The following is a 17,095-nucleotide window of genomic DNA, read 5'->3' as shown; positions in this document are numbered from 1 at the left end:
GCGTGACAGCGACGCCGGAACAAATCAAGCACGCTTGCATGATTTTGTTTTTCCACAACGTCGGCATCTGTGCGCGTTCAGGCCGCTACTCTCGGTCACGGGCGGTGGTTGGCGTGCGAAGTCGTGAACTGGACCCCAGTGCATCGCCGTTGGACTACTACGGCTACGAGCTGCGGCGCTGCCGGGAGGCGGCGGGGCTGACGCTGGCGCAGCTGGGCTCGATCGTCTTCTGTACGGGGTCGCTGATCGGGCAGATCGAGACAGCGGCGAAGGTTCCCCAACGGGACTTTTCGGAACGGGTGGACGCTGCGCTGGGGACGGACGGATTGTTCTCCCGGCTGGTGGGGCTGGTGCTGCGGAGTCAGTTGCCGGGGTGGTTTCAGCCGTATGCGGAGCTTGAGGCGAAGGCAGCGTATATCTCGACGTACCAGTGCCAGTTGGTCTACGGGCTCTTGCAGACGGAGTCCTACGCACGAGCCGTGCTGGCTGTCGATCATGCGCGGCGGCTCGACGAGGTGGTGGCAGCACGGATGGACCGACAGCGCATGCTGGAACGCGAGCAGCCACCCGTGCTGTGGGTCGTGCTGGACGAGGCGGTACTGCATCGAGCGATCGGCCGCCGTCAGGTGATGCGAGAGCAACTCGCCCACCGGTTGGACCTCTTCGGCCAACCGTGGCTGGAGATCCAGGTGCTCCCCTTCTCGGCGGGTGAGCACACGGGCATGATGGGCTCGTTCAATCTCCTCCGGTTCGACAGCGATCCGGACCTGCACTACAACGAGAGCTACGACCAAGGGCACATGACCGCCAATCCGCAAGTGATCAGGGAGCGTTCCGTCGGTTACGCTCGTTTGCAGGCCGCAGCCCTCTCACCGAAAGACTCGGCCGCCTTGATCGCCCGCGTGATGGAGGAACGCTATGGGGAACAACCTGAACGGGACGCGAGCGCGGTGGCGTAAGTCGTCGTACAGCGGCGACACCGGCGGCCAGTGCATCGAATGTGCCCCCTTGGGCACCGCCACCTGGCGCAAGTCCTCCTACAGCGGTAGCAGCGGCGGTGATTGCGTCGAAGTCGCCGACCTCACCGCCCACATAGCCGTCCGCGACTCCAAGAACCCCGCCCACGGAACCCTCACCGTCACCGCGAAGGCCTTCACGGCCTTCGTGGCGGCGGCCTCGCGGGGAGCCTTCACAACGGGTCGGGCGTGACCATGTAGACGAAGCTCACTCCCCCGACACCGCCGCAGCCGCGTCACGGTAGATTTCGGCCGCCACGGCCAGGTGCTCCCGGGCCTCCTCAGCCGAGGCGGCGAGCTGCGCGAGGTACTCGGCCTGGTGATACTCCCTCGCCGTCCGCGAATGGCGTTCGATCTCGATCAGCGCCGACCAGTGCCGGAGGCAGGCGTGCACGGGGGCGAGGGAGCCGTGTTCCACCGCTTCTGCGAGGGCCTTGTCCTTGGCCTGGTCATACAGAGGCAGGAGCTGCGGGGCCACCACGGCGCACGCCGCGCGCAGGGCGTCCGGAGTCCGCTCCGGGCGGGGGATCAGCGGTCCGTCACCGGTCGTCTCGGGGTGCTGCACGCTCATGCTGCCGTTCCCTTCGTGTCCTCGGCGGTTCGCCGGTCACGGATCCGACCCTAGCCCCCGGCACCCCACGGCGCGGCGCCGATCGTCAGGAAGGCGTCGCCGTCACCGGCGCCTTCCGGCGCCCCACCTGCGTCCGTACCGCCCCCATGCTCGCCGCGATGACCAGGGCGATGGCCGCGGCCTCCGTGGCGGTGAGGGCCTGGTTGAGGATCAGGAAGCCCGCTGCGGCGGCGATGGCGGGTTCCAGGCTCATGAGGATCGCGAACGTGGGGGCGGGCAGGCGGCGCAGGGCGAGGAGTTCGAGGGTGTACGGCAGTACGGAGGACATCAGCGCCACGGCCGCGCCGAGGCCGACGGTCACCGGGTCGAGCAGCTTCGTACCGGACTCGGCGATGCCCAGCGGCAGGCACAGCACCGCCGCGACGGCCATCGCCAGGGCCAGCCCGTCGGCCTGCGGGAAGCGGCGGCCGGTCCGTGCGCTGAAGACGATGTAGGCCGCCCACATCGCGCCCGCGCCCACGGCGTAGGCGGCGCCGACCGGGTCGAGCGTGTCGAAGCCGCCGCCACTGAGGAGGAAGACCCCGCCGAGTGCGAGGCCCGCCCAGACGAGGTTGATCGCGCGGCGGGAGGCCAGCACGGACAGGGCGAGCGGGCCGAGGACTTCCAGGGTGACCGCGGGGCCGAGCGGGATGCGGTCCAGGGCCTGGTAGAAGAGCCCGTTCATGCCGCCCATGGTGATGCCGAAGACGACGACCGTGCCCCAGTCGGTGCGGGAGTGGCCGCGCAGCCGGGGCCGGCAGACCACCAGCAGCACCACCGCGGCCACCAGCAGACGCAGCGTGACGATGCCCAGGGCGCCGGCGCGCGGCATGAGCGTGACCGCCAGCGCGCCGCCGAACTGCACCGACAGCCCCGCGGCCAGCACCAGGCCGACCGGGCCCAGGGAACCGAACCGGCCGGGGCCCGAGCCGGGTGCGGCCGTCGCGGCGTCGGCGGTGGGACCGGCGGCGGGGCCGACCGCGGGCGCGGCGGCCGGGGTCGCGGGGCCGGAAGAGGCGCTGGGGGTGCTCACGGCGGCCTTTCGGACGGTTCGGGTTCCGTGCATCCGAGTGTACGGATGGGTCCACGATAATGGCCTACGACAGGTGTGTGGAAGGGTGACGCCGCTGACATCTCGTACGGTCAGCGGCGGCGGACGACCCTGACGGTGACCTCGGCGCCCGGAGCGGCCACGACCCACGCGCCGCCCGTCTCCCCGCGCAGCACCATCGCCCTGCCGTCGGCCATCAGCGCGCGACGCCACCATCAAGAGGGCGAGGTGTCCACACTCCTGTCTGTTTGATACGAGGGTCACGGGCCGAATTCTTCGTGTCATCTGCCAGTGCGGCCTCCAGGCACGGGCGCAGCAGACTCTCCGCGTACAGGACGAAGCGCAGAAGGGGGCAGCGCGTGAGCGTGCAGCAGTACGACGAGATCGGCGAGGCGTTCGAGGGGTTCAAGTCCCTGCCGATGATCCGTTACGGGGAGGTGCCGAGCTTCCTGGGCATGGTCGGGGACGTGAGCGGCAAGTCGGTTCTCGACCTGGCGTGCGGCACCGGTTTTTACAGCAGGGAGGTCAAGCGGCGCGGCGCCACGGATGTCCTCGGAGTCGACATCTCCGTCGAGATGATCGCCGCCGCGCGGGAGTTCGAGCGGCGTGAACCATTGGGCGTGCACTACGAGGTCGGGGACGTGGCCGAGCTGCGGCCTCTCGAACGGCGCTTCGACATCGCGCTGGCAGTGCAGTGCCTCAACTACGCCGAGGACATCGCGGCGATGGAGCGGATGTGCCGCAACATCCACCGGAGTCTGGTGCCGGGTGGGGAGTTCTTCGTACTCGCCCAGAAACCCGACTACCAGTTCGACTGTCCGTCCCTGGACACGTACGGGTTCCGCTGCGAGCCGACCGGCGAGGAGGCCGAGGCGGGTCCGCGGGTACGGGTCACGGCGCTCCTCGACCCGCAGCCGATCAGCATCCTCGGCACGGTCCCGCGCCGCGAGGTCTACGAGGGGTGTCTGCGGGCGGCCGGGTTCAGTGCGGTGGAGTGGGTTCCGCTGCGGGTGTCCGAAGCCGGCGTCCGTGAGTTCGGCGCGGACTTCTGGGCGGACCTCCTCGCGTACCCGCCCCTGGAGATGCTGCGCTGCCGCGCCTGACCGGCGGGTACCGGCTGTTCGCCGGTGGGCGGGCCCGTCCACCCGCCCCCGGGGTCGCCGACCCGGCGCGACGCGTCTCACGCGACGGACGATGTTTCGCCCAGCCAACCCCCACCGGCTAACCTCACCCCGTGGCTGAGATCCGGATTCCCTCTGACATCAAGCCCGCGGACGGACGTTTCGGCGCGGGTCCCTCCAAGGTGCGGACGGAGGCGCTGGACGCCCTCGCCGCGACCGGTGCGTCCCTCATGGGCACCTCCCACCGGCAGGCCCCGGTCAAGAACCTGGTCGGCAAAGTGCGCGAGGGCATCCGTGAGCTGTTCCAGCTCCCCGACGGCTACGAGGTGATCCTCGGCAACGGCGGCTCGACCGCGTTCTGGGACATCGCGACGCACGGCCTGATCGAGAACAAGTCGCAGCACCTCAGCTTCGGCGAGTTCAGCTCCAAGTTCGCCAAGGCCGCGAAGCTCGCCCCCTGGCTGGCCGAGCCCGACGTCATCTCCGCCGACCCCGGCACCCACCCCGAACCGGTCGCCGAGGCGGGCGTGGACGTCTACGCGTTCACCCACAACGAGACCTCCACCGGTGTCGCCATGCCCATCAAGCGGGTGGCCGGTGCCGACGAGGGCGCGCTGGTCCTCGTGGACGCGACGAGCGGCGCCGGCGGTCTGCCGGTCGACGTCGCCGAGACGGACGTCTACTACTTCGCCCCGCAGAAGTCCTTCGCCTCCGACGGTGGCCTGTGGATCGGCGTCTTCTCCCCCGCCGCGATCGAACGCGCCGAGCGCATCCACGCGAGTGGCCGCCACGTCCCGGAGTTCTTCTCCCTCCCCACGGCGATCGACAACTCCCGCAAGAACCAGACGTACAACACCCCGGCCCTCGCCACCCTCTTCCTGCTCAACCAGCAGCTGGAGTGGATCAACGGCCAGGGCGGTCTGGACTGGTCGGTGCGCCGTACGGCGACCTCCGCGCGCACGCTCTACGGCTGGGCCGAGGACATCAAGTACGCCAACCCGTTCGTCGCCGACCCGGCCAAGCGCTCGCAGGTCATCGGCACGATCGACTTCACCGACGAGGTCGACGCGGCCGCCGTCGCCAAGGTGCTGCGCGCCAACGGCATCGTGGACACCGAGCCGTACCGCAAGCTCGGCCGCAACCAGCTGCGCATCGCGATGTTCCCGGCGATCGACCCGGCGGACGTCGAGGCGCTGACGAAGTGCGTCGACTACGTGATCGAGAAGCTCTGACCCTTCTCGCGTACGTGACCGAGGGCGCCCTGCCTGTGCGGGGCGCCCTCGCTCGTACTCAGGCAGCAGCGCCCCTGCCGAATACCTCGAACAGCCGCGTCAGGCTGTCGTCTTCGTAGCCCTCCGCCGCTCCGCGTCGGAACGTTTCCAGCACCGCGGCCGGCAGTGCCGGATCCACGCCCGAGTCGCGCGTCGTGTGCACGACGTGCTCCAGGCTCGCCACCGCCATCGAGATCCGCTCGACGTCACCGGAGTGCTGCCCCGCCTCGATCCGTGGCGTGTAGAAGTCCAGGAACTGGCCCATCCCGCCCAGCGTTCCGGCCGCGTACGGCATGACCTCGGAGGGCTTGATGCCGTTGGCGTCCGCCAGCGCCAGCATGTGCAGCCAAGCGGTCAGGGTCGTCCAGAACAGGTCCATCTGGAGCTGGTAGTACAGGGCGGCCAGGCCCGGGTCCGCACCGCGGTAGTCGGTGCCCGTGAGGACCTCCAGGACGCCCTTGTACTGCTCGAAGAGATCCCGGGGGCCGCTGTAGAAGGTGTCGAACTCCGCCGAGCCGATGCCGGACGGCGGAGTCTGCACGCCCCCGGTGAGATGGCGCGCCCCGTGCTCGGCCGCCCAGGCGGCACCCTCACGGGCCCTCTCCGGGGTGTCCGAACTGAGGTTGACCAGGACACGGCCCCGCAGCGCCGGGGCGGCGGGCTCCAGGACCGTGTACATCGCGGCGTAGTCGGTGAGACTCAGTACGACCACCTCGGCTGCCGCCAGCGCCTCCTCGACGGTGGCGGCGCGCACCGCGCCCCTGGCCACCAGGTCGTCCGCGCGGCTCGCGGTGCGGTTCCAGACGGTGACCCGGTAGCCGGCGTCCAGGTAGGCGCCGGCCATCGCGCGACCCATGGGGCCGAGGCCGATGACGGTCACGGACGACGTGCTCACAGCGGACGGACTCACAGAATTCTCCCCGAGGATCACTGAACGAGAAACGACTAGAACGAACGCTCTATCCAGTGAGGACCGTAGCACGGCGACTAGAGCGATCGCTCTACCTCGGTAGAGTGGCGGCGTGAAGACCAAGGCCCCGCACGACCTCGACACCGCCGGCACCCGCGAACGGATCGTCCGCACGGCCTCCCGTCTGATGCAGCGCCAGGGCTACGAGGGCACCGGCATCAAGCAGATCTCCCGCGAGGCCGGGGCGACGCTCGGCTCGGTCTACCACTTCTTCCCCGGCGGCAAGCAGGAGCTCGGCATGGCCGCCGTACAGCTCGGTGACGAGGAGTTCACCGAGCTGCTGCGCGAGACGCTCGACGCGGAGCCGGAACCGGAGAAGGCCCTGCTCGCACTCACCGCCTCCCTCACCCAGGGGTTGCGCGACTCCGACTGGCTCGACGGCTGCCCGGTCACCTCCACCGTCGTAGGCACGGCGGCCAGCGCCCCCGGCATCCAGCAGGCGGCGGCTGAGGCGTTCGCCCGCTGGCGCACGGTCGTCGCCGAGAAGCTGGTCGCCGCCGGCTTCACCGCCTCGGACGCCGAGGATCTGTCCCACACGGTGATCGCCACGCTGGAGGGCGCCGAACTCGCCGCCCAAGTGGCCCGCGACGGGGCGCCGTTGGAGGCTGCGGGGCGGCATCTGGCGCGTCTGGTCGCCTCGTACCGCTGACTGTCGTCGGGTGAGGAAATCCGAAGTCAGTTCGCGGTGGAGGCGCGCGCGTGCGCCGGTCGGGGCTCCGGAGCCGTCAGGACGCCGCGGGCGGCGCCGAGCGCACGACCCGGAACCCCATGAGGTTACCGGCTGAGCCTCTGGAACCTCCGCACCGCCAACGGCAAGAAGATCACCGTCAACACCACCGGCCACACCCCCGCCATCAGCAGGGCGTGCTGCTCGATCCAGGCGTCGCCCCCGCCCACCGGCGTGCCGAACAGCTCACGCGTGGCCGCCGCCGTGGACGAGATGGGGTTCCACGCGGCCACCCAGCCCAGCCAGTCCGGCATCAGCTGCGGGGCGACGAAGATGCTGGAGATCATCGTCAGCGGGAAGGCCACCGCGAACAGCCCGCCCGCCGCCTCCGGGTTGGGCACGATCAGGCCGAGCCACACCCCGATCCAGATCAGCGCGAACCGCAGCCACAGCAGCAGCCCGAACGCGGCCAGGAACCCCCAGCCCCCGTCCGGCCGCCAGCCCATGGCCAGCGCGGTCAGCATCATGATCCCCAGCTCCGCGCAGGCGACGATCAGATCGGTCACCCCGCGCCCGGCGACCACGGCCGACGACGCCATCGGCATCGAACGGAACCGGTCGATGACGCCCTTCGTGGAGTCGTACACCACCACCGTGGCGGTGTTGATGAAGCCGAACGCCATCGTCATCACGAACATGCCCGGCATCAGGAAGTCCTTGTAGTCCCCGCCGCCGGGCACCTTCATGGCGCTGCCGAAGACATAGCCGTACAGCAGCACGGACAGGATCGGGAAGCCCAGCTGCCAGGCGATGTTGACGGGCTGGCGCTGGTAGTGGGTCAGGCCGCGGCGGACGATGTTCCAGCAGTCGGCGAGCAGCCAGTACGTACGCCCTCGGGTGGCCGGGCCGGCCAGGTCGACGGCGCTCATGCGGCGGCCTCCTTCTCGGTGCGGTGTCCGGTCAGGCGCAGGAACACGTCGTCGAGGCTGGGCCTGCGCAGTCCGATGTCCTCGACCCGGACGCCCTCGTCCTGGAGGGTGCGGGCGACGTCCGTCAGCGCGGTCACCCGGTCGGCCACCGCCGCGTGCACCCGCAACTCGCTCTCGTCGGTCTCCGGTTCGCCGTCGGAGACCCGGGCGACCACCTTCACCGCCCGCGCGATGTCCGCCCGTTCGGCGACCACGACCTCGATCCGGTCGCCGCCGACCCGGTTCTTCAGCCCGTCCGGGGTGTCGTCGGCGATGGCCCGGCCCTGGTCGATGACGGTGATGCGCGAGGCGAGCTTGTCGGCCTCCTCCAGATACTGCGTGGTCAGCAGCACGGTCGTACCGCCCGCGACCAACTCCCGCACGGACTCCCAGACTTCGCCGCGGCTACGCGGGTCCAGTCCCGTCGTCGGCTCGTCGAGGAAGAGGACGGCCGGGGCCAGGATCATCGACGCGGCGAGGTCGAGGCGGCGCCGCATGCCGCCGCTGTAGTCGCCGACGCCCTTGTCGGCGGCGTCGGTCAGGTCGAACTGCTCCAGCAGCCCGGCGGCGCGCAGCTTCGCCCGCTTCCCGCCCAGGTGGAACAACCGGCCGAACATCTCCAGGTTCTGCCGCCCGGTGAGCACCTCGTCCACCGCCGCGTACTGCCCGGTGAGGCCGATCCGGGCCCGCACCTCGCGCGGCTGCCGGGCCACGTCCAGTCCGGCCACCGTGGCCCGTCCGCCGTCCAGCCGCAGCAGCGTGGACAGGATGCGTACGGCGGTGGTCTTGCCTGCGCCGTTCGGGCCGAGCAGGCCGTGCACGGTGCCCTCGCGCACGATGAGGTCGAAGCCGTCGAGGGCGTGTTTCTCGCCGTAGCGCTTCTGCAGGCCCTCGGCCCGTACGGCGTATTCGTCGCTCATGGGTCCCCCCTTCTCTCTGAACCGAGTACACCGTACCCGATTGCGCGTACAACGTACCCAGTTTTTCCGTGAGCACCTAGACTGAGCCGCATGACGAGCGGCAAGGGCGGCACCGAGACCAGCGGCAGCGGCGACATCCAGCGGACCCTGGAACTGCTGTGGGACACCGGCCCACGGCCCAGTCGCGGCCCCAGGCCGACCCTGACACTCGACCGGATCGTGGAAGCCGCCGTCCGGATCGCGGACGCGGAGGGTCTGGAGGCGGTGTCGATGCGGCGCGTCGCCGCCGAGCTCGGCACCGGCGCGATGTCGCTGTACCGCTACGTCCCCGGCAAGGCCGAGCTGCTCGACCTGATGCTCGACCGCGTCCAGCGACCGTCCGCCGACCCGGCGGACTTCGGTGACGGCGGCTGGCGCGCCGCCCTGGAGGCGCTGGGCCGCGGCACCCTCGACCTCTACCGCCGCCACCCCTGGCTGCTCCAGGTCAACCAGTCCCGCCCGATCCTCGGCCCCGGCGCCATCGAGGGCATGGAGAAGGTCCTCTCCCGCATCCGCCCGATGGGCCTCGCCGACCGCGAACTGGTCTCGGCGATCATCCTGGTCGACTCGTACGTCGTCGGTGCCGCGCGTACGCAGGTGCACCAGGAGGAGGCGGAGCACAGGACCGGCCTCACGGACGCCGAGTTCTGGGAGGCGCAGGTCCCGGTCCTGGAAAAGGTGATGGCTTCCGGCCGCTACCCGATCATGGCGTCCCTGGACGAGAACACCTGGAACCCGGACTTCGACCACTTCGAGTTCGGGCTGCAACGCCTCCTGGACGGCCTGGAAGTCCTGGTGGCCCAGCGGCGGGAAGCGGCTGGCTAGGCGTCGCCCGGCAGGCGGGAATTGTCAGACAGGCCCTAACCCCGGCGCCGCAGCCGACGCAGGCCGAGGAGGAGGGCGCAGGCGACGACCGCGGCGATGGCGCCGGTACCGGCGGAGAAGCCGCCGCTCTTCTTCTCCTGCGACGTACTTCCCTCCGCGGACGGCGACTTGGAGGACCCACCGGACCCGCCGGACGCACCGGGAGCGTCCAGGGGCTCCACCGTGCTCTGGGCGCCCTCGTTGCCGAACATGACCTTCGTCCCGTCGGCGGTGTACGTCACCGACTCCCCCTGCCCCAGGGACGGCACGCCGAGCCGCCCGGTCCGCTTGATCCGGCCGCCGTTCCAGTCGTAGGCGAGGGAGCCGAAGTAGCTGCGGACGACGAGCCGTTCACCGTCCGGGGAGAGCGCGGCGTCGGTGGCCTCGAGGTCGGCGACGGGGGCGATGGACTTGAAGACGTTCGTGCCGGAGGCGGACAGCTCCGCCGGGCCCTCGTACAGGTGCCCGCCCGCCTCGTTCTTGTCGATGATGTAGACGCGCCCGGTCTTCGGATGCACGACGAGCGACTCCGCGTCCCGCGCTCCGTCGGAGTACCTGACGACGTACTGCGTGGCCCGCACGGTCCGGTCCTTCAGCTCCTCGGGCTCGGGGAGCTGGTAGATCCAGACGTGGTCCCAGGTGCCGCCGAGGTTGTCGCCGATGTCGCCGACGTAGATCTGGTTGCCGGGTCCGATGGAGATGGCCTCGACGTCGCGGGGGCGGCCGACGCCGGTGAGGGTGAGGGTGGCGACGGTCTCGCCGGTCGCGCTGTCCACGGCGTACAGGTAGGCCCCGTCGTCGCTGTCGTTGTGGGTCCAGTAGATCCCGGGGTGCCGGCGGGAGGCGGCGAGGCCGCTGGACTCGGTGATGCGCGGGTCCTTGATCGTGAACCCCTCGTCCCCGTCCGCGGCGGAGGCGGTCGGTACGGCGAGCGCGCCCGTGAGGAGGGCCGCGGCGAGGAGGGCGAGGGATCGGCGCATGCGTCAAGGTTGCCATCCCGCCCGGCGTTTGACGGGGGTGGTGGGCCTCACACCCCACCCTCCCCGCTGATCGTTCATCATGAGCGGATGCTCAGGTTCATGCCCGTAGGCGACTCCATGACCATCGGCAGCGCGGGCGAACACACATGGCGTTACCGGATGTGGCGGCACCTGCGCGACACGTACGGCGGCCCGTTCACGCTCGTCGGCCCGCGCGAGACGCTGTACGACAAGTCGGCCGAGGAGCCGGTGTCGTACGCCTACGCCGAACCGGACTTCCCGCGCGCCCACCTGGCCGGCTGGGGCGAGGGCTGGCTGCACATGGCTCCGCTGATCGGCGGGGCGGTGCGGGACTGCCGCGCGGACGTCCTGCTGGTCTCCCTCGGCCTGATCGACCTGGGCTTCTACACGAACGCCAAGCAGACGGCGGAGAACGTCCGCGCCTTCGTCGCGGGCGCGCGCGAGGCGAAGGCCCGCATCCGCATGGTCGTGCTCCCGGTGATCCCGAACGTGCGCTGCGCGTCGGACGCGCCCTTCGCCGAGCAGGTCGCCGCCTTCAACGAACTCCTCGCCAAGACGTTCGCCGACCTCGACGAACCGCGCTCACCGCTGCTGCTGGCGTCGCCGCCGGCGTCGTACGACATCCACAGGGACACCTACGACGGCACGCACCCGAACGCCAACGGCGAGCACAAGATCGCGGGGGCGTTCGCGGCGGCGCTGTACCAGGGGTGGGGGCTCGGCGGGGACTACGAGGGCTGACCGGCGGCGGCCCGCACGCGCCGCGCGAGGGCATCGGCGCACTGCCGCACCCCCTCGGGTGCCGCGCCCGCCTCCTCCCCCAGATACTCGGCCCGCGCCCAGGCCAGCGCCGGGCGGTGCTCGGCCGGCAGCCGTTCGAGGGCCCACTCGGCGGCGGCGTCCTTCGCGTGGACGGTGCCGGTGACGAGCGTGACCCAGATCCGGGCGAGGGTCAGCAGCACGTTACGGGTGTCCGAGCCGAGCTCGCCCATCAACTCCGGCACCCCCTCGACGATCGCCCGCCGCAGGTCGGCGTCCGGGACGGGCGCGAGGAGGGCGGCGGGCGGGGGCCGTAGAGGGGCGCGTCGCCCTGCAGAACCATGGTGAGCAGCGGCGCGAGGTCCGGCATCGGCGCGGTCGCGGGCACGAATCCGCGCTCGTACTCGTCCCGCAGCCATTCGCCGTACAGGAACTCGCAGTTCGGCGGGTATCGCCACGGGTCGACTTCGCCCTGGCGTACGACGATCAGCTCGACGGGGCGGCGATCCGGCCCACCGGAGACCTTGAGCAACTCCGCGACGAGGGACCGCCGTTCCGCCTCGGTCAGGGGGCGCTCCACGACCACCAGCAGATCGATGTCACTGCGCGGGCGGAGCCCGGCGAGGACGGCGGAGCCGTGGAGGTAGACGCCGAGGATGTTGTCGCCGAGGAGGCGGCGGAGGAGGCGTACGAGGGGGTCGGTAAGGGCAGCCGGCATGTTCGCTTCCTTCCGTGTCGGGTTTCCGTGCGCCTCGTTGTACTGACCGTCGTAGAGACCGACAGGATCTGAGCTGACCGAGGAGAACACCCAGCGCCTCGACAGGTGGTTCGAGTTGCTGGAGCGGATGGTCCCCGAAGGATTCAAGGCCGAGGTGGTCGACGGGGCCGTCCACATGGTGCCGCAGCGGGACACGCACTGGGAGATCACCCGCCGCATCATCCACGCCCTGGAGGACAAGTTCGGGATCGACGTCGATGTCAGGTCAGATGTGCGCATCGACCTCCCCGGCTTCGAGAACGGCTTCTGCCCCGACGTGATGAAGCTGCGCGACGACGCAAAATGGGACCCGAAACACGGCTGGCGCCACGAGGACGTCGAGTTCGTCGCCGAGGTCATCTCCCGCGGCACCGGGATGAACGACTACGGCCCGAAGAAGGCCGCGTACGCGGAGGCCGAGGTTCCCGTCTACCTCATCGCCGATCCCTACCAGGGCCGCTGCCACCTCTTCACCGACCCCAAGGACGGCGAGTACCGCACCGAGTCCAGGTTCGGCTTCGGCGAGCGGATCGACCTGACCCACACCCTCCTCGATCTCACCCTCGACACGGCCAAGTTCCCCCGCGACTGACCCGGCCGCCGCACCCGCTTGCCTTGAGTCCACTTCAAGCCGTTGGCTTGTGGACCATGAGGTACACGCAGCTCGGACGCACCGGACTCAAGGTCAGCCGTCTCGTCCTCGGCACGATGAACTTCGGCCCGCAGACCGAGGAGGCCGACAGTCACGCCATCATGGACGCGGCGCTGGACGCGGGCATCAACTTCTTCGACACCGCCAACGTGTACGGCTGGGGCGAGAACAAGGGCCGCACCGAACGCATCATCGGCAACTGGTTCGCCAAGGGCGGTGCCCGGCGGGACAAGGTCGTCCTCGCCACCAAGGTGTACGGAAACATGGGCACGGACGACAGCGACCCGTGGCCCAACCACAACAAGCTCTCCGCCCTCAACATCCGCCGCGCCGTCGACGCCAGCCTGAAGCGGCTGCAGACCGACTACATCGACGTCTACCAGTTCCACCACATCGACCGGGCCACCCCGTTCGAGGAGATCTGGCAGGCGATCGACGTGCTGGTGCGGCAGGGGAAGATCCTCTACGTCGGCTCCAGCAACTTCCCCGGCTACAAGATCGCCCAGGCCAACGAGATCGCCGCCCGCCGGGGCGGCACCATCGGCCTGGTCAGCGAGCAGTGCCTCTACAACCTCTTCGAGCGCCGCGCCGAGATGGAGGTCATCCCGGCCGCGCAGGACTACGGCCTCGGCGTCATCCCCTGGTCGCCGCTGCACGGCGGACTGCTCGGCGGGGTCCTGAAGAAGCAGGCCGAGGGCGGCCGCCGGGCCTCCGGCCGGGCCGCCGACACGCTCGCCGACCCGACCGCACGCGCGCAGATCCAGGCCTACGAGGACCTGCTCGACAAGCACGGGGTGGCACCCGGCGAGGCCGCCCTCGCCTGGCTGCTCACCCGGCCCGGCGTGACCGGCCCGATCGTCGGCCCGCGCACCACCGAGCAGCTGGGCTCCGCGCTGCGGGCCGTCGAGCTGGAGCTGTCGGAGGAGCTGCTGGCCGGGCTGGACGAGATCTTCCCGGGTCCGGGGCCGTCGCCGGAGGCCTTCGCCTGGTAGGCGGCAGGCGTGGCGGTGGCGACCGGCGTGTCCATTGGCCGACCCATCGGCCGATCCATTGGCCGACCCATCGGCCGATCTATTGTCCGAACGCCGCCGCCACAGCCACCACCACAAACATCAGTACGAGCGCACCGGCCATGATCCGGTTCCGGGTTTTCGGGTCCACGTATCGAGACTAACCGGCCCCGCCAAGCGGCCAGCGGGCGACCGCCTCGTAGCGGGGCTGCTCGCCCGGCACCCCGGACGTCGGCAGGTTGCTGCGCACCAGCGCCAGCTCGTCCACGGTCCACGTCCGGCTCGTGAACCCGGCCAGCGCGTCGAGATACGGCCGTACGTCTCTGGCGTCCCGGCTGCGGGCCAGCGTCAGGTGGGCCTTGTACCGCCGGTGCTCCCCCATCTCCACGCCCACCTTCCGGGCCGCCGCCTCCGCCCGCTCGGCCAGCAGCCGCAGCGTCGCGAGGTCCCCCTCAGCCCCGGCCCACAGCGCCCGCCCGTGCCCGAACTGCCCCCCGCCCCGCACGGCCAGCTCGAACGCCCGCGTCCGATGCGCGGCCCGCTCCAGCCTGACCGCCAGGTCCGGTACGACGTCGTCGTCCACCTCGCCGTAAAAGGCAAGCGTGAAGTGCCACCCGGGACGGCCGGTCCAGCGCAGCCCGTCGGCGCCGGGCAGCCCCTGCAAAACGGTCACTTCCGACGCCAGTTCGCGTGCGACGTCCTCGGGGGGCAGCACGGCGGCGAAAAGTCTCATGGGACCAGTCTGCCGCGCGCACCGGCGTGTCCCGATCACCGTGCGTATCGTTGTACCGCGCGGCTGCACTCGGGCGAGCGGCAGCCGGGGAGGAGCGCCACGATGACCGTCCTTGACGACAGGATCGAGATGGCCGAGGAATGCGGCGAGCTGACTCTGGACGTCCTGTTCGAGTGGCTCGAGAAGATGCCCATCCCCGAGGGAACGAAGGTAGAGATCGTCGGGGGGAACATCTTCATGTCACCGCAGCGGCAGAACCACTGGGAGATCATCTTCGGTATCGCGGAGCAGTTGCGCGCGAAGTACCCCCGCAAACGCTTGGCATCGGACGTGCGGATCGACTTCCCCGGGCATCTGAACGGCTTCGCCTGCGACCTGGCGGCCATGGCCGAACGGTCCGTGAAGGACGGCAACGGCCGCTGGCGCTACCAGGACGTCGAATTCGTCGCCGAGGTCATCTCCAAGGACACTGCGGCCAACGATTACGGCCCCAAGAAGGACGCCTACGCCGCCGCCGAGGTGCCGGTGTACCTGATCGTGGACCCGTGCACCGGCGAGTGGCATCTGCACAGCCTGCCGAAGGACGGCAAGTACCACAGTGACGTCAGCTTCCCCTTCGGCGAGGACATCGATCTGACCGGTACCCCGGTCGGCCTGGTACTCAAGACCGACGAGTTCCCCCGCGACTGACCGGCGGCCCGGCAGCGCCGGGTCATGCCGCCGTCGCCAGCTCCTCCCGCCGCTCGCGTGGTACGAAGCGCACCCTCGGATGGCCGTGGTGCCAGCCGACCGACAGGCGCAGGCCCCCGGCGCGGGCCACGATCAGGCCGATGGTGAGGGCGGCCAGGGCCGCCACCGCTCCGCCGGTCGCGAGGCCGACGCGGGCGCCGTAGGTGTCCGTGATCCAGCCGACGATCGGGGCGCCGACCGGGGAACCGCCCAGGAAGACCATCATGTACAGGGCCATGACACGGCCCCGCATCTCCGGGTCGGTGGCCATCTGGATGCCGGTGTTGGCGGTGACGTTGACCGTCATGCCGAAGATGCCGAGCGGGATCATCAGCAGGGCGAAGAGCCACAGCGACGGGGTCACCGCGGCCACGATCTCCACCGCGCCGAAGACCAGCGCCGCCGCGGCCAGCAGCCGCATCCGGGCCGTGCCGCGACGGGCGGCGAGCAGCGCGCCGGTCACCGAGCCGACCGCCATCAGCGTGTTGAACAGGCTGTACGTGCCCGCGCCGGCATGGAAGACGTCGTCCACGAAGGCCGAGAGATAGACCGGGAAGTTGAACGCGAACGTCCCTATGAAGCCGACCAGCACGATCGGCCAGATCAGCTCGGGGCGCCCGGCGACGTACGACAGGCCCTCGCGCAGCTGCCCCTTGCCGCGCGGGGCGCGCTGGACGGGGTGCAGTTCGCGCGGGCGCATCAGCAGCAGGCCGGCGAGCGGGGCGACGTAGGACAGGCCGTTGAAGAGGAACGCCCAGCCGGTGCCCACGCCGGTGATCAGTACGCCGGCGACGGCGGGGCCGATCATGCGGGCGGACTGGAAGTTCGCGGAGTTCAGGCTGACGGCGTTCTGCAACTGGTCGGGGCCGACCATCTCGCTGACGAAGGACTGCCGGGCGGGGTTGTCGACGACCGTGGCGAGGCCGACCGCGAAGGCGGCGACGTACACGTGCCAGACCTCGACGTGGCCGGTCAGGGTCAGGACGGCGAGGGCCAGGCCCGTGATCGCCATCGACGTCTGGGTGACCAGGAGCGTGGGGCGCTTGGGGAGGCGGTCGACCAGGACTCCGCCGTAGAGGCCGAAGAGCAGCATCGGCAGGAACTGCAGAGCGGTCGTGACGCCGACGGCCGTGGCGGAGCCGGTGAGGCTGAGGACCAGCCAGTCCTGTGCGATGCGCTGCATCCAGGTGCCGGTGTTGGAGACGACCTGGCCGATGAAGAACAGACGGTAGTTGCGGACCTTCAGCGAGCTGAACATCGATGACTTGCGCTCGACGGGGTCGGCGGGGGTGTCGGGGGTGGGCTGGGTGTCGTGGGCGGTCGGTGCGGGGGCGGAGTCTGCTCCGGATCCCGTACTCAAAGGGGTTCGCCTCCTTACGGCGGTGCGGTTACAGATGCGCGAGCTTCTCCAGCACGGGGGCGGCGGCGCGCAGTTTCGCCCACTCGTCCTCGTCGAGGTCCTCGACCAGCGAGGCCAGGAACGCGTTCCGCTTGCGACGGCTCTCCTCGAGCATCGCCTCGGCCCGCTCCGTCTGCGTGACGACCTTCTGGCGCCGGTCCTCGGGGTGCGGCTCCAGCCGAACCAGCCCCTTGGCCTCCAGCAGCGCGACGATGCGGGTCATCGACGGCGGCTGCACGTGTTCCTTGCGGGCGAGTTCGCCCGGGGTGGCGGTGCCACAGCGGGCCAGGGTGCCCAGGACCGACATCTCGGTCGGGCTCAGTGACTCGTCGACCCGCTGGTGCTTGAGCCGACGGGACAGCCGCATCACGGCCGATCGCAGGGAGTTCACGGCGGCAGCGTCGTCGCCATGGGTAAGGTCCGGCATGTTCTTTAGCTTAACTCATTACCCTCTCTAAGGAACACCCGCGACACGCCCGAATGCCGTGAGACGCGCCACGCAAGCCCACCTTCACCCATACGGGTGATCCGGCCGCGGAACGTGACCCGTCGTCCGGG

General features: G+C 70.3%; 19 protein-coding genes and 1 pseudogene. 10 read left to right on the top strand and 10 right to left on the bottom strand.

The window, feature by feature from the left end:
- Positions 1–2 precede the first annotated feature (2 nt).
- Together I2W78_RS21970 and I2W78_RS21965 are read left to right on the top strand one after the other, a co-directional pair.
- A complete protein-coding gene (locus I2W78_RS21970; protein WP_374222691.1) occupies positions 3–959 on the top strand; it encodes a helix-turn-helix domain-containing protein in 957 nt (318 codons plus the stop codon).
- A complete protein-coding gene (locus I2W78_RS21965; RefSeq protein ID WP_196461979.1) occupies positions 919–1,209 on the top strand; it encodes a DUF397 domain-containing protein in 291 nt (96 codons plus the stop codon). The genes I2W78_RS21970 and I2W78_RS21965 overlap by 41 nt, the downstream gene beginning before the upstream one ends.
- A gap of 15 nt (positions 1,210–1,224) precedes the next feature.
- Here the strand turns inward: I2W78_RS21965 and I2W78_RS21960 are convergent, their stop codons facing one another.
- Positions 1,225–1,587, bottom strand: coding sequence for a DUF6247 family protein (locus tag I2W78_RS21960; RefSeq protein ID WP_196461978.1), 363 nt, complete (start codon positions 1,585–1,587; stop codon positions 1,225–1,227).
- An 85-nt stretch (positions 1,588–1,672) separates the two neighbouring features.
- Positions 1,673–2,659 (bottom strand): EamA family transporter, encoded by a 987-nt coding sequence (locus I2W78_RS21955; RefSeq protein WP_196461977.1) that lies wholly within the window; start codon positions 2,657–2,659, stop codon positions 1,673–1,675.
- A 377-nt stretch (positions 2,660–3,036) separates the two neighbouring features.
- Here I2W78_RS21955 and I2W78_RS21950 point away from each other — a divergent pair, with 377 nt between their 5' ends.
- Entirely contained in the window at positions 3,037–3,780 is a 744-nt protein-coding gene (locus I2W78_RS21950) for a class I SAM-dependent methyltransferase (RefSeq protein ID WP_196461976.1), read from the top strand.
- A gap of 131 nt (positions 3,781–3,911) precedes the next feature.
- Entirely contained in the window at positions 3,912–5,030 is a 1,119-nt protein-coding gene (gene serC, locus I2W78_RS21945; protein WP_196461975.1) for a phosphoserine transaminase, read from the top strand.
- Between the two features lie 58 nt (positions 5,031–5,088).
- Here serC and I2W78_RS21940 read toward each other — a convergent pair whose 3' ends face one another.
- Complete coding sequence (locus I2W78_RS21940; RefSeq protein ID WP_196461974.1) at positions 5,089–5,979, bottom strand: NAD(P)-dependent oxidoreductase; 891 nt, start codon at positions 5,977–5,979, stop codon at positions 5,089–5,091.
- A gap of 112 nt (positions 5,980–6,091) precedes the next feature.
- Here I2W78_RS21940 and I2W78_RS21935 point away from each other — a divergent pair, with 112 nt between their 5' ends.
- Positions 6,092–6,688: a TetR/AcrR family transcriptional regulator gene (locus tag I2W78_RS21935; protein ID WP_196461973.1), complete on the top strand. Its 597-nt coding sequence runs from the start codon at positions 6,092–6,094 to the stop codon at positions 6,686–6,688.
- 125 nt (positions 6,689–6,813) lie between these two features.
- Here I2W78_RS21935 and I2W78_RS21930 read toward each other — a convergent pair whose 3' ends face one another.
- Both I2W78_RS21930 and I2W78_RS21925 read right to left on the bottom strand, forming a co-directional pair.
- Complete coding sequence (locus I2W78_RS21930; RefSeq protein ID WP_196461972.1) at positions 6,814–7,635, bottom strand: ABC transporter permease; 822 nt, start codon at positions 7,633–7,635, stop codon at positions 6,814–6,816.
- Positions 7,632–8,594 carry an ATP-binding cassette domain-containing protein gene (locus I2W78_RS21925; protein WP_196461971.1) on the bottom strand — a complete coding sequence of 321 codons (963 nt, stop codon included), beginning with the start codon at positions 8,592–8,594 and terminating at the stop codon, positions 7,632–7,634. Before I2W78_RS21925 ends, I2W78_RS21930 begins: the two co-directional genes overlap by 4 nt.
- A 90-nt stretch (positions 8,595–8,684) precedes the next feature.
- On the opposite strand from I2W78_RS21925, the gene I2W78_RS21920 reads away from it, so the two are divergent.
- Positions 8,685–9,458, top strand: coding sequence for a TetR/AcrR family transcriptional regulator (locus I2W78_RS21920; RefSeq protein WP_196461970.1), 774 nt, complete (start codon positions 8,685–8,687; stop codon positions 9,456–9,458).
- Between the two features lie 35 nt (positions 9,459–9,493).
- Here I2W78_RS21920 and I2W78_RS21915 read toward each other — a convergent pair whose 3' ends face one another.
- Positions 9,494–10,477, bottom strand: coding sequence for a WD40 repeat domain-containing protein (locus I2W78_RS21915; protein WP_196461969.1), 984 nt, complete (start codon positions 10,475–10,477; stop codon positions 9,494–9,496).
- An 87-nt stretch (positions 10,478–10,564) separates the two neighbouring features.
- On the opposite strand from I2W78_RS21915, the gene I2W78_RS21910 reads away from it, so the two are divergent.
- Positions 10,565–11,239 carry a GDSL-type esterase/lipase family protein gene (locus tag I2W78_RS21910; protein ID WP_196461968.1) on the top strand — a complete coding sequence of 225 codons (675 nt, stop codon included), beginning with the start codon at positions 10,565–10,567 and terminating at the stop codon, positions 11,237–11,239.
- On the opposite strand, the pseudogene I2W78_RS21905 reads toward I2W78_RS21910, so the two are convergent.
- Positions 11,227–11,975: pseudogene (locus I2W78_RS21905) on the bottom strand (aminoglycoside adenylyltransferase family protein). The gene I2W78_RS21910 and the pseudogene I2W78_RS21905 sit on opposite strands and share 13 nt — an antisense overlap.
- A 127-nt stretch (positions 11,976–12,102) precedes the next feature.
- Between I2W78_RS21905 and I2W78_RS21900 the strand changes: the two are divergent.
- Together I2W78_RS21900 and I2W78_RS21895 are read left to right on the top strand one after the other, a co-directional pair.
- Entirely contained in the window at positions 12,103–12,606 is a 504-nt protein-coding gene (locus I2W78_RS21900) for a Uma2 family endonuclease (RefSeq protein ID WP_196461967.1), read from the top strand.
- A 56-nt stretch (positions 12,607–12,662) separates the two neighbouring features.
- A complete protein-coding gene (locus I2W78_RS21895) occupies positions 12,663–13,658 on the top strand; it encodes an aldo/keto reductase (protein ID WP_196461966.1) in 996 nt (331 codons plus the stop codon).
- A 178-nt stretch (positions 13,659–13,836) separates the two neighbouring features.
- Here the strand turns inward: I2W78_RS21895 and thpR are convergent, their stop codons facing one another.
- The gene (gene thpR, locus I2W78_RS21890) at positions 13,837–14,409 is read right to left on the bottom strand and encodes an RNA 2',3'-cyclic phosphodiesterase (protein ID WP_196461965.1); all 573 of its coding nucleotides are present in this window, start codon (positions 14,407–14,409) and stop codon (positions 13,837–13,839) included.
- Between the two features lie 102 nt (positions 14,410–14,511).
- On the opposite strand from thpR, the gene I2W78_RS21885 reads away from it, so the two are divergent.
- A complete protein-coding gene (locus tag I2W78_RS21885) occupies positions 14,512–15,099 on the top strand; it encodes a Uma2 family endonuclease (protein WP_196461964.1) in 588 nt (195 codons plus the stop codon).
- A 22-nt stretch (positions 15,100–15,121) separates the two neighbouring features.
- Here the strand turns inward: I2W78_RS21885 and I2W78_RS21880 are convergent, their stop codons facing one another.
- Positions 15,122–16,498, bottom strand: coding sequence for an MFS transporter (locus tag I2W78_RS21880; RefSeq protein WP_196461963.1), 1,377 nt, complete (start codon positions 16,496–16,498; stop codon positions 15,122–15,124).
- A 28-nt stretch (positions 16,499–16,526) separates the two neighbouring features.
- Positions 16,527–16,964, bottom strand: a complete 438-nt coding sequence (locus I2W78_RS21875; RefSeq protein WP_129803609.1) for a MarR family winged helix-turn-helix transcriptional regulator — start codon at positions 16,962–16,964, stop codon at positions 16,527–16,529.
- Positions 16,965–17,095 lie beyond the last annotated feature (131 nt).

The sequence above is a fragment of the Streptomyces spinoverrucosus genome (assembly GCF_015712165.1).
Taxonomy (GTDB): domain Bacteria; phylum Actinomycetota; class Actinomycetes; order Streptomycetales; family Streptomycetaceae; genus Streptomyces; species Streptomyces spinoverrucosus_A.
This window is presented reverse-complemented; position numbering and strand designations above follow the sequence as displayed.